Source organism: Bacillus cereus group sp. BceL062 (assembly GCF_051780025.1).
In the GTDB taxonomy this organism is placed as follows: domain Bacteria; phylum Bacillota; class Bacilli; order Bacillales; family Bacillaceae_G; genus Bacillus_A; species Bacillus_A toyonensis.
The window spans coordinates 15,634-27,828 of record NZ_JBPWGY010000026.1 but is presented as its reverse complement, the minus strand read 5'-3'; the positions used below and the strand labels follow the sequence as shown (position 1 = coordinate 27,828).

Sequence of the window (12,195 nt, the reverse complement as noted above, 5' to 3'; positions counted from 1 at the left end):
ATGATAGCAAACATGTTGGCCTATGCCAACCGACATTCATCTCCCACCTAAAATTGGTGTTTCACACCTTCACATTTTTGAGGAAAGAGTCTTCTGTCGGAAAACGATAAAGTTATATAACTTATAATTCTTTTTATAGAGGAGGTTGTAATATGGCTGTTAATAAAGACAAGTACACTCTAATTTTAGTTACTTTTACAAAAGAAACAGTAGAACAAATAGAAAATTATTAGCATGCAAATAAGCTGAAGAACCGAAACGAAGTAATTCGTCAGATCGTAGACAAAGTGTTAAGTCGTAAATAATGGCTATCCTTTTTATTTTTCCTAAAAACCCTAAAAACGCATTTAAATCCCCCTGCTTCCTCTACATGCGTTTTTATAACAAATACTACTTATTTTTATTGTATTAATAACTCCATCAAAACCCCATACAACCAAATCTGAAGGTTCATTTTTTAGTTAAACTGATTTTTTCCATGTATTCTTTAAACAAATGAAAAAAGATCCGGATTTTCATCACAGCTCATGTATTGATTGGTTCTGTATGTGTACATGTAGGATATTGGGAACAACCAAAAAACTTATTTCCTGTTTTATTTGAATTACGAATCACTAAATCTTGTTTACATGTTGGACATTTCCGTGCTGCAGGTGTTACCCCTTGATACACATCTTCAGCCGAATATTCGGGATTGATTTTATTAATCAATTTCTGAAGTTCTACACGATCTATTAGTTTTACATTGCAAGCTTCCGCTAATTCCTTTGCTTGTCTTGTATATACACTGTTTGTTACAACCCAGCCTTCATGTGCTTTATAATAGGCTTGTGCTGCATATATCTCTTGTACGGCACTAATGCCGACTCTATTTTTCATTCCGTAGCGTTTTGCCTGGATGACAATACGATTTTTCCCCTTCAATACCAGATCCGCTCCGAAATCATTTGACTGCTTTGTAACTGTTGGAGAATAACCCAACTCTCGAAAGAGAGCTTTTAGGTATACCTCGAATTGATATCCGTCCATTTTGTCTATAAAGCGAATACCAGACTTAGCCATTCGCTTTAATATTCTTCGCTCCTGAATCTTCCGGTACATGAATTTACAAATGCGAAAAAGAACATAAAGGATAAAACCATACATTAAAATTTGTAATATGTTTGGCATTTCTGGTAGATTAGACACTTCGCTCCACCTCTTTAATTGGTTTCATTTTCTTTGGTTGGGCTGTTTCTTTTGCCTGTTGCTCACTCACTTGTTTCTTCCGGACATCGTTCCAATCCTTTTCATTCGTTGGGATATCCTCTTTAAGATCGACAAAACATTTCATTGTCTGAATGAAGTCTTTCCCGGCTTTATCATTATCAACTGCCATAATGACCTCTTTAATATCGTGCCCTTCTTTTTTCGCATCCATTAAAGATTGAATTACTGTTTTTGACTTCAATCCATGCATAGAAACTAGGCGAGCGTTTTGTATCTTATTTTGTTTGATACTCCAATGAGATAACATATCAATCGGATCTTCATAAAAATAAATCTTATCCGGTTTACCTACATCAACCGTAAAACCGGCATTGATTTTTTCATAATTCGGGACAATTTGCTTAAAGCTTCCTCTTTTATTCTCCATTTTGATAGTACCTTGACGGTTCATTCCAATGACTTGCCCTTTGCCACCTTCTTCTCTCCATTTGAACACGACATTGTTTTTCTTATCCTGGGCGATGAGATTCTTTTTAATCAACCAGTTCACCAGGCGAGGATCTATTTTCCGTTCATCAATTAAGTATTGCTTGATTTCTGTTTGTTTCGGAACCTCTAAGTGTTTTGGATAACTAAAAGGCTGCTGTTCTTTTTTGCGCTCCTCTTCAGCTTTTGAACGATCAAACTCTTTGTAGTCCCCCTTCTGAATGTCCATCACGGCTTGTGGGAATGTCATGTCATAGTACATCATCGCAAAGCTAATCGCTCCATATCCCTTCTCCCCTCGACTATTCCAGGCATATTGATTCCCTTTAATGATGAGACTGTCATGTTCCGTATGACGATAATAGTTTCCTTCTTTCTTAAACGTTTCTCCCTTTGCTTCCAGATATGAAATCAAGTCAATATTTCTTGCTTTCATCGCATCCTCCGTACTGACACGTGCCATTACGGAATCCCCCCTTTACTCTATAAAATGAAATAAAAAAGAGGACTATGCTGTTCCCTAGTCCTCTTTTACTACTTATATTTGATACTCTTTGTTTTTATTTGCCGAATAAGAATTTTAATCGCTTCTCCTGTACGCTGTATGATAAACGAGCGTCAAATTTTTTCCCGTTTTTGTTCGAGATAAACCCTTTGATCTGATCCGTTACATTCTTTTCTAATAACTTTTTCACATGGTTACTACTTAAATTTTTACCAGAGAATGTACCAAAAATAATGAAGTCACAGCCTTTTTTGTATTTCTCACATAAGTAGTTACTTTTTCCTACAAGAACTCTACTCTTACACAATGGACATTTACCAATTGTACGATCTTCAGTCGTTGGAAAACGGAATTTCAAACTTCCGTCCGCTTCCATATAGATAGCTGCTGTAAATTCTCCCTTTTCTCCTTGAAAGCCGTTGATAAAATCCGTTGTTTTATACTGAATTAACTTTTTCACCTGATTACCAAGGATTGCTTTCCCTTTCATTTTGGCTGGTAACATAAAATCACATCCATTTTTATGCTCCGTGCATCCATAAAATGTTTTACGATGAAGCATATCCCCTTTTTTACATTTTGGACATTTACCAAATGACAGCTCCTCTTGCGTTGGGAACTGAAATTTAACTTTCCCTTCATGTAACACTAAATAAGCGGAAAACTCCTTCTCATTGGACTTAAATCCTTTTAAAAGATCTGTTTTTTTATCCTCAAAAAGCTTTTTCGCTTGCGCTTCCGGAATCGCTTTTTCTTTAATTTTTTTCGGTAAGGAGATTTCACATTCCGGATAATTACTGCAACCATAGAAATTACCTTTATGAAGGATTTTTCCTTTTCTACAAGGGCATTTGCACACCTCAATCTGCTGATTCCAGGTATTAATAATGCTATCCGACACCTTATCATATATTGCGCCTAATTGTTCCACTGTGTCTTTTACAAACGTATTTGTTTTTTCCACAAATTCCTCATATTTCATTTCATTCTTTTCGATCATGTAGATCATCCCTTCCATTTCAGCCGTATAAGCTGGATTTTTGATTTCATCTACCGGAAAAGCATCTATAAACGCACGACCAATATTAGTAGTTCGAATCTGACTGTTGGTAACATCAATATAGCTTCGCTCTAACAGTTTTGGAATAAACCTTTCTTCCGTTGCGACTGTCCCAATCCGTTTTCCTTTCATAAGTTCTTTCAAATGTTCATCACCTAATTTACGACCTGCCGTCTCCATAAAGGTTAAAATGGAACTTTCCGTATGAAAGGCTGGTTTCTTCGTTCGAGACTCAATTAAGTCATACTGCACGATTCTGAAAGAATCTCCTTCTTGTAAAATAGATATCTGGAATGCTTCAACTGACCCCTCTTCTATATCCTCTTGAAACACACTTAGAAACCCTTTCTCTTGTAGGATCTTTTCTTTTGTACTGTAAGTGTTAGCCTCTTGATCTATAAAATGCACTTCTCTTACCAGGTAGATTGCTGGTTTCATAAAATTCCCGATAAATCGTTTTACAATTAAGTCATATAACTGTTTTTCTAATGGTTCTCGGTTGGTCCCGACATATAATTTTGTTGTTGGGATGATGGCAAAGTGACTACTGACTAATTCATCATTAAATGTAGTGTGTTTTTTTGTAATAGAAGATGGGATTACTTGTTGTACGAGATTTGCATAGGCGCTTTTTTCTAATGCTGCCATTACTTCTTTCACTCGTTCCACTTGTTCTGTAGGTAAGTGCCTGGATGAAGAACGAGGATATGTGATAAAGCCTTCTTCATACAAACTCTGAATATGCTTTTTTGCTGTTTCCGCATTTATCTTCAGTTTGGCGTGAGCATCTTTGTAGATATCCGTTAAGTTATATAATAATTTTGGTTTCTTTTTTCTATTGCTTTCTTTAAATTCCGTTACAATTACATTCGTTTCTTTCAAGCTATCTCCAAGCTTTTGTAGTGGCGATGGATCTATCAGTTGATCTTCTGTTTTCATTACTGGTGATAAACCGTTTTCCGTTAGTAGCTTCAAATTGTAATAGGTTTGTTCTTTATAATTTTGAATAGCGATTTCCCTTTGACGGATTTCATTCAAGATACACATTTGAACACGACCCGAAGCCAATAAGAATTGGTTCCTTGCAAGTTTTGATGTACAGCCTCTTGTAACATTAATTCCTAAAATATAATCCAGGTATTGCCTTGCTTTAGCCGATTGTGCAAGACCGTCATAGTCTGTTCCTGGTTCTAATCGGTTTAATGCTCCTTCTAATTCTGCGGCTTCATAGGAAGAGATAAAAAGACGGGATTCTCGCTTGTTCACACCTGCATATTCATATAATTCACGATAGATAAGCTCACCCTCTCTATCTGCATCACAAGAGTTGACCACATGATCCACATCGGGACGATGTAACAACTTAACTAATATTTGAATTTGTTCTAGACTATCCGATTTCTCTTTATATTCCGGCTCTAAAATAATGGGTAAGTGATCAAATTTAAATTCTTTGTACTTCTCGTCCATCTCCTCCGGATGTTTTAGTTCTAATAAATGCCCCCGGCACCAACTAATAATGTAATTTTCATTTTCATAGTAGCCATAATACGGCTTACTCCCTGAATACTTTTGTGAGTTTCTAAATCTAGGTGATTTTAATAATTCAACAGCTACCTTCGGCTTTTCAGCGATAAACAATGTTTTCCCCATACGTAATACCTCCTATTAATCTGCAATTTCAGTTTCACGCTTCCATTTCTTATTTCTCCGCTTTTTCATCATTCTGTGACCAAAATAATAACAATGTGTTCAAAAGGACAGCTACAAGGAACATACAGCTCGCAAACAGCCAGTCATACATTCATGACATTCACTCCTTTCGTTCTAAAAACAAGAAAGAGGGATTTTTCTACCTTCTTTCATTTCTAGATATAAAAAAATCACTTCCTGTTTTCTCAATTGAGTAACAAAAAATGATTTAATCTGGTGTTCCTGCTATACAATTTTTCATCGTTCCATTTCCATTGTTTCTCTTTTTCTACTTGATTTCTTTGTAATCTTTGAATGGTCTACATTACCTGGATCAATAGGCTCTCGCTCCTTTTCTTTTTCCTTGTTGTTCATTTGTTTTCCGTTTAATGGTTGAAAACTTTTATCTACATCCATTTCATTTGAAGTTGTAGACTGATTCACCGTTATTCCTTCTTTCCCAAGTTTCTCATCCACCCGATTTTCTAATTTCACAACGTGTTCTTGGCTTACCAACTCATTATCAATCGAAACATACTTTGTTGTATAATATCGCTCTTCAGCTTTTACACGAGTGACAGTACTATCAATATTATCTGGTGTTTCTTCATATTGTGAACGTCTGTATGCTTCGAATTTTCGGCTTAAATCTTTATCTAATGTAGTTGGCTCCTTTTCTTTTAAAGGCTGAATTTGTTGATTTAGAGAAGCAATAGGTGCATATCCATCTGTCTTCATTTCTTTATATAATTCCACTTCTTTTTCATTAAATGAGTAATCTTTTTGTCCCTCCGCTTTATCAACTAAGAGTCCATATCGTTCATCTTTTACGATTTCATCTAGACTCATATTTGCATCTTTTTCATAAACAACAAATGACAAATTTCCTCTTCCATCAAATATAGAGCTTTGAACCTTTTCATATAAATCTGGTTTCAAAATGTTGTCTAGATACACATTTTCTCGTTTCCCGTTCTTTTCCATGAGGGAAACATATAAATCGTCCCGATCGGTTTTATCTTGATTCCATACAGACAAATAATTTATATCTTTCGTAACAGCATCCATCATGTGGATTCTTGCCAGTTCTTCATCTTGTATACCGTTTGCTAATACTTCAATTGTAACTAAGTGATTGGGTGTCTCTTTCGGTTTTTCTAATGGATTTTCTTGTGCTTTTTCCATCGGTATTTCTTTGTTATTTCTATAATTCATCACTTCATCTCGTAACGCTTGTTTTACTTCATCCGATAAATACCTTTTCTCGTTTAATACTTGTTCATACGGTGTCTTGTAGTCCCCATCCCCCATATCCAAACGATCCATACTCACAAGCTCCATTCTCCCAAAATCTCTATCTATTTCTTTTGGAATGACAATATGATAACGAGTTTTATCATATGGTACGTATTCATCCCTTTCTCTTGCTTCCTCTTTTGCTTTTTCAATATTTTTAATGACTTCAGCCATTTTTTCATTGGCCTCTCCAAATGGAATCAACTGACTACCCTTAAAATTTTCGTTTTCGCTCCATTGAATTAACATAGTTGGACGAGTAATTTCATCCTGATTTAATGCTGCATACTTCTCTTGATTTGCCACGTTAAATGCATCAATAAATTCTTTATCACCCAATTTTTCTCCACCTACTACAGGTTCAAACTCGCGGTTCCTATCTGCTTGTTCCCTTAACTCTGCAACAGAAACAAGCTCTTGTGTCGTGTTACTTAAACTCATGTATTCCACCAATAAGATATTTTTCTCATCCTGTTTTTCATTTCCTTTTGCCATACTTCCCACCTCTTTTTCATTTTTTTGTTGTTTTTCTTTTTCCAAACTACTTTCAATCGTTTCGATGAATTCAATGGAAGTTTCATGTACTTCTTTCAACAACTTCGTTTTATCTTTCATTTCTTTTCCTTGTGTCCAGCTCGCTAAATATCCTAACGAATATTCGCTCGTATCAATCCCAAAATAAGAAGAAACGGCATAAGCTGTCATTTCTGCTTGGAACTCTTTTTCTAGCGCTGTGTAGTTCATATGCGTCTCTGCGGTATGAAGTTTGGCATGTGCCAATTCATGAAGAAGAGTTTTTACATTTTGTAATTCACTGTTTCGTGGATTCAAAGCAACCTCTTTTGTTAAGGTGTAACTAACTCCCTTTGCGACCCCAAGTTCTTGCTTAGGCTTAATAATCTTTACACCGTTTTTTTCCGCAATGGCTTCCATTCCTTTATACAAACTCTGGTAATCTGTAACGCTTCCTTCTAGCCAACGATTCGGAAAAATACGAGGTAGATCTTCCGCTTTTGCGTTTGTTTGAGACAGGTCAAACACATGACCAACAGCAAAATATAAGCGACCAGGCATCACTTCTACGCTTTTAGATTCAATTTGTTTCTTCTCTTCCTCATTTGCCTTAGTTACTGTTTTCCAAGTGCCTTCTTTGTCCTTAAATTTTGCAACAGTTCGGTTTGGAACAAGAATTTTAATTCCTTTCTCACCCTTCTTAACCGGAAATCCTTTTTCTTTCCAAAAAGAAAAGGAACCAACTGCACTGGCTCCCTGGAATTGACTTTGTATTAATGAAATATTAGATGGTGAATAGTGATAAAACTTTGCCATAAAGGTTAAGTACTCTTTTAAATCTTCCGGTGTACGAAAATAACCTTCTACACTTTTTTCCATCTTTTTTGTTAAAGCTTGCACCGCTTCTTTCTTTTCTTCTGGTGATTTCGTTTGATATTTTTTCTTATAACTTTTACTCATGATCTTCTCCTACTCTTTCACTCGCTTTTTGTAATTCCTCCATTTCTTCTTCATTCCATCTCTCAGCTGTATCAAAGAAAAGCTCATGAGTTTTTACATTAACCGGAACTAACATATTTTCTTGATTCATGACATGGACTGCAAGTTCTTCCTCTTGTTCTCGTGTAATTTTGATTGTTAGTTCTTCCTCTTTTACAAGTAAAACAAGTTCACCTTCTCCAACCTCTTTAATGACCCCTAATGCAATATCTTCATGAAATAATAACATCCTACTAACCTCCTGTATTTTTTATAAAAAGAAACAATGTAGCTTACGTTACATTGTTCTTTGATGCCTCATGATCTATACGTTTTTGTCTTGCATGACTAATTCGTTCCGCTACGACTTCTTTTGCTATCTTCACACTTCCCATCTCTTGTTTATCAGTCGTAATAAGGCTATCTACGCCCTCTAAAAAGAAATAACCATTTAATAACTCAATTAAAATTTGCGTATTTCTATCCGCACTATTTGCACCGAGACGAATTTTTGTTAGTTCACTTTTCAACACTTCGTGTAAGTTTTTTGATACCACTTCAGAAATATAATTCAATGACCATTCTGAAGTTTTTGATGCTTGATGCTCCATACAAATTTTCGATATAGCATCCCCTGGATGTGTAATATTATTTTCATCCATATAGTCTTGAATGTATTGATGCACATCTTCACTCAACGATAATTTCATTCGAATTTTTTCATTCCCCATGATCTAACCCCTTTCATTTTCATATGCACTTTCCCTTTGCATACGCTCATAATACTTTTGGTTCTTCCAACTTTCATATTCACTTTTAAAAGCTCGTTCCACTTTCCTCATAGAATACTGAATAGATACATTCTGTTGGAATCTTTGAAACGGCTTTGATTTTTTCAAATGATGGATTCTCTTTTGTTCTTTATCATATGCCTTCATTTCTTGTAAAAAGGCGTTACCCATTCTTTTATACAAGTCATTAATTTTATTCGTCTTGTAATTTTCATATTGCTTCTTATCATACTTTCCTTCTCCATATGCTTCTTTAAAAACTTGCACTTCTTTATCTAACTTTTTGAGAAACTGATCGTAATCTTTTTTATGATGATGTTGAATATATCTACTGCTTAATTTATCAATTTCCGGCTTTAATGGTTGAATCGTATTGTAGCTATATTGCCACTGTCTTTTATCACTTGGTAACTGTTTATAGATTTGTAAAAACAACGGTTTCAGATGTTGATTACGCCAATCAAAAACGGAATCCTCTTTTTTCCTTCCTACCATATTCTTTCGAATCAGATCATTAATTTGTTTTTGTTCCTGCTTACGATCTAATAGATTATTTACGACTTTCCCCTTCATCGCATCTAATGTTTTTGGTTTTCTTTTACCACGTTCTCTCGTTGGAAATGGCTCAACAGTTGCTACATGAATATGAATATTATCCGTGTTAAAATGAATGGCTGCTGACCAGATTGAACTTTTTTCAATCCCCTCTCTCTTTTGCATTTCCTTCATCGCAAGCCGTGTTACATCCATTAACTTTTTCTCATCCAACGTCTTTGTTTTTGAATCATAAATGCCTTGTTCCTCTAGCCAAGGATTATGAAAAGAAATGACATCTTGCCACATGATACTTCCATTCTCATGAGCGGTTTTAAACATTTCCTTTAAGGACTTTTTTTCACTTTCTGTTAAACGATTTGCGTGTTCCGTAAATAGTGTCGATGTCTTTTCTGAATTCCCCATATAGTCTTGATACGTTTGGAACATTTTCGGATTCAACTTCACTTCACTTTTCGCTTCCTCCCGATCTACATAATCAATATAGTTCTGAAAAACGTCCGAACTTGGTAACACAAATTTCGTTTTTAAAACAACACCTGGTGTTATTGAAGACTGAACAGGAACGGCATTACTCATTTTCAACATCCTGCATCATCATTTGAATAAACTCATTCATTTTTTCCATTGCGCTATAACAATCACTCATCATATGGATGTTCTTTTCAATAAGATTTTCTAATTCCATTTCCCTTTTATTTTGTTGCTGAAAAAACGCCAACATTTCAATTTGTGCTTTCAAAAACTTTTGCCTGGATATTCCCTTTTCCTTTGCAATTTCATCTATTTTCTTTAAGGCAACTGGATCTATATCTCTTATTTTTAGATTCACAATTTCCGCTCCTTTCTGCAATTGTGGGTAGAGAACCAAAAATAGCGAGAAGAGCATAAGGGGTTTCTGCCCCCACCGATGGTGTGGGGCTAGGCGGAGCCTAGCGAAACGATGGGGGCAAGAAAAGAAGTTGAATGTCCCCATTACGTCCCTATCTTTTTCATTAATGTCTCCACCACGTCCCGTTATTTTTTCTAAATGTCCCTTTCATGTCCCCTTTTTTTGCCTCAATGTCTCCATTGTGTCCCTATATCTTTTTTCACTTTTTATTAATTTCTTGTGCCTTTTGCTCTAACTTTTTGATTTTATCTCGTGCAATTTTTTGTTCTCCTTTAAACAATTCAACGTTCTTTTCCGATGATTTTATTTTAGATTCTAAGGATGCTATTTTGGATTGTGTTTCCATTTTTTCTGCTTCCGTTTGGTACTTCATTTCATCTTGTAATTCTTTTACCTTTTCATAAACCGTCTTCGCATTTTCCTCTTCCAGTTTGATTGCTTTCCCATAGTTTTTTATCTTTGTTTCAATATCTTTTTTGTCTCTTTCTATAAAATCTAACTCATATGTTTTTTTATCTTCAGCTAACAATTCATCATTTACTTTTGTTTTACTTTGATCGGTAAAAATCGTCTGAACTAATTTATTCGGACTTTTTGTTGCTGCATTTTCTTCTTCATATTCATTAACATCTTGTGTGAATTTACGAATATCCATTTGTTCTTTTTCACCGTTTTTATTGTAAATATCGAAAGCTAACGCTCCCCAATTCGGAGATAATTCTTTTACTTCTACTACGTATTTTCCGTTCTCTTCATACAATACTTTGACAGGTAATTGAACGCCTGGATTTGCTTTTTGCTGCGCCTTAAATGTATATCCTGTTTCTTCATATCCTTCTAATCGAAAGTAAATTTGTATAAAGTTTTTGTGTGGATTGTATTCCCTTTTTTCTACAATCAATTTCCCCATACCCGACAACTTAATTACTTTATTTGTCTCTGTATGAAATAGCTTTTCATCGTTTGGCATGTAAATTTTAGATGTCAAGAAAGCGAAAAAACCAAAAAATAGAAAGCTGATAATTGTTAGGTAGACCCACGACTTATTTTTTCTTAGATTGATTCTTTCACTCTTCTTACCAATTGCACCTATCACACTCTCACCCCACCTTTTTCGTTATAAAACTTTCATATTTAGTTCTTCCACACTTGTAACTCGCCATGTTTCCTTATCTTTTTTCATGATGATTCGCAACACATTGTTTACTTTTTCTTCTCGATTTTGCGTTGAATCTGTCGTGACATTTATAAATTCAGCTAGTACATTTACCTCCTCTTTATCGGGTTCATTTTCTTGTAAATAAAACTTCATTTCTATTGGTTTTGTTTTATACGTAACTCCTAATTCGTATTTATCTGTTGGATAAAATTGTTGTAAAAGTTCTTCGCTCATAATCGTTTTTGCCTTTTCTTTTCGTTCACTATACCCTTCTTTTTCTCGGTGAAATGATAATTGTATAAACGTTTCGGCTGTCGATAAGTACGCCCTTCTTTGTTGTTCCTGTGCGGAAGGAAGCACCTTATCCAATCGTTTTTTTAAGTCTTCATTTTGTTTTGTTAGTAATTCATTTGAAAGTTTTAACTGTTTTTCTTTGCCATCACTCATTGTTTTTTTGCTCAAATAGATATTAAAAGCTGTCACACCTACAACTAAAATGACAAACACAATAAACAAAGATTTTCGTTTATCTTTCATTCTTACAGTCTCCTATTCTTTCGGTTATTAGAACCTTCTTACATGACCAGAAAAGACTTTTTTCCAGTACGGATTATTTAAATCTTCAATAGAAACACCTTTATTCGTTTGGCATCCTATGAAAGTATTTTTATCAATTACAATTCCAACGTGTCCGTCATGTTTGTAGGTATCAAAGAAAATAACATCACCCGGTTTCATATCATTTGCTGATACTTTTGTACCAATTTTGTTTAATGTTTCCGTACTTACAGCTCCTATCGGACTGGTATACATCCCTACTTGTTCGAATGCCCACCGTACAAAACTTGAACAATCAAAAATCCCTCTTGCGATGTCATTCGTGTTACGTCCTCCACCAAATACATAGGTAGAACGTCCTATCCATTGGCGACCTACATCGGCAACTTTCGAACCGCTACTTCCGCCACTTCCTGGATTTCCTCCGCCACCAGAAACGACAGAACCTGGCTGATAATATTTTAAAACTGCGTCAACGTACAAGTAGAGTAAGCACCCAGC

10 protein-coding genes and 1 pseudogene are annotated in these 12,195 nt (G+C 35.2%); all 11 read right to left on the bottom strand.

Going from position 1 to position 12,195, the window contains the following annotated elements; all coding sequences use genetic code 11:
• Window positions 1-525: 525 nt before the first annotated feature.
• Window positions 526-1,188: a restriction endonuclease gene (locus ACS2MN_RS30390; protein ID WP_438894942.1), complete on the bottom strand. Its 663-nt coding sequence runs from the start codon at window positions 1,186-1,188 to the stop codon at window positions 526-528.
• Window positions 1,181-2,158, bottom strand: a complete 978-nt coding sequence (locus ACS2MN_RS30385; RefSeq protein WP_438894941.1) for a DUF3991 domain-containing protein — start codon at window positions 2,156-2,158, stop codon at window positions 1,181-1,183. Before ACS2MN_RS30385 ends, ACS2MN_RS30390 begins: the two co-directional genes overlap by 8 nt.
• Before the next feature lie 97 nt (window positions 2,159-2,255).
• Window positions 2,256-4,913 carry a DNA topoisomerase gene (locus ACS2MN_RS30380; RefSeq protein WP_438894940.1) on the bottom strand — a complete coding sequence of 886 codons (2,658 nt, stop codon included), beginning with the start codon at window positions 4,911-4,913 and terminating at the stop codon, window positions 2,256-2,258.
• A 297-nt stretch (window positions 4,914-5,210) separates the two neighbouring features.
• Window positions 5,211-7,721 carry an LPD25 domain-containing protein gene (locus ACS2MN_RS30375; RefSeq protein WP_346995164.1) on the bottom strand — a complete coding sequence of 837 codons (2,511 nt, stop codon included), beginning with the start codon at window positions 7,719-7,721 and terminating at the stop codon, window positions 5,211-5,213.
• Window positions 7,714-7,989, bottom strand: a complete 276-nt coding sequence (locus tag ACS2MN_RS30370) for a hypothetical protein (RefSeq protein WP_061530243.1) — start codon at window positions 7,987-7,989, stop codon at window positions 7,714-7,716. Before ACS2MN_RS30370 ends, ACS2MN_RS30375 begins: the two co-directional genes overlap by 8 nt.
• Window positions 7,990-8,032: 43 nt before the next feature.
• Window positions 8,033-8,470: a hypothetical protein gene (locus ACS2MN_RS30365; RefSeq protein WP_346995163.1), complete on the bottom strand. Its 438-nt coding sequence runs from the start codon at window positions 8,468-8,470 to the stop codon at window positions 8,033-8,035.
• A 3-nt stretch (window positions 8,471-8,473) separates the two neighbouring features.
• Window positions 8,474-9,664, bottom strand: a complete 1,191-nt coding sequence (gene mobP2 / locus ACS2MN_RS30360; protein WP_346995162.1) for a MobP2 family relaxase — start codon at window positions 9,662-9,664, stop codon at window positions 8,474-8,476.
• Window positions 9,657-9,917 (bottom strand): hypothetical protein, encoded by a 261-nt coding sequence (locus ACS2MN_RS30355; RefSeq protein ID WP_002156580.1) that lies wholly within the window; start codon window positions 9,915-9,917, stop codon window positions 9,657-9,659. The genes mobP2 and ACS2MN_RS30355 overlap by 8 nt, the downstream gene beginning before the upstream one ends.
• A 259-nt stretch (window positions 9,918-10,176) precedes the next feature.
• Window positions 10,177-11,073 carry a hypothetical protein gene (locus tag ACS2MN_RS30350; protein WP_346995161.1) on the bottom strand — a complete coding sequence of 299 codons (897 nt, stop codon included), beginning with the start codon at window positions 11,071-11,073 and terminating at the stop codon, window positions 10,177-10,179.
• A 21-nt stretch (window positions 11,074-11,094) separates the two neighbouring features.
• Window positions 11,095-11,673 (bottom strand): MerR family transcriptional regulator, encoded by a 579-nt coding sequence (locus tag ACS2MN_RS30345; protein ID WP_346995160.1) that lies wholly within the window; start codon window positions 11,671-11,673, stop codon window positions 11,095-11,097.
• Window positions 11,674-11,700: 27 nt separating this feature from the next.
• Window positions 11,701-12,177 (bottom strand): annotated as a pseudogene (locus ACS2MN_RS30340) (C40 family peptidase); the annotation flags it as partial.
• Window positions 12,178-12,195 lie beyond the last annotated feature (18 nt).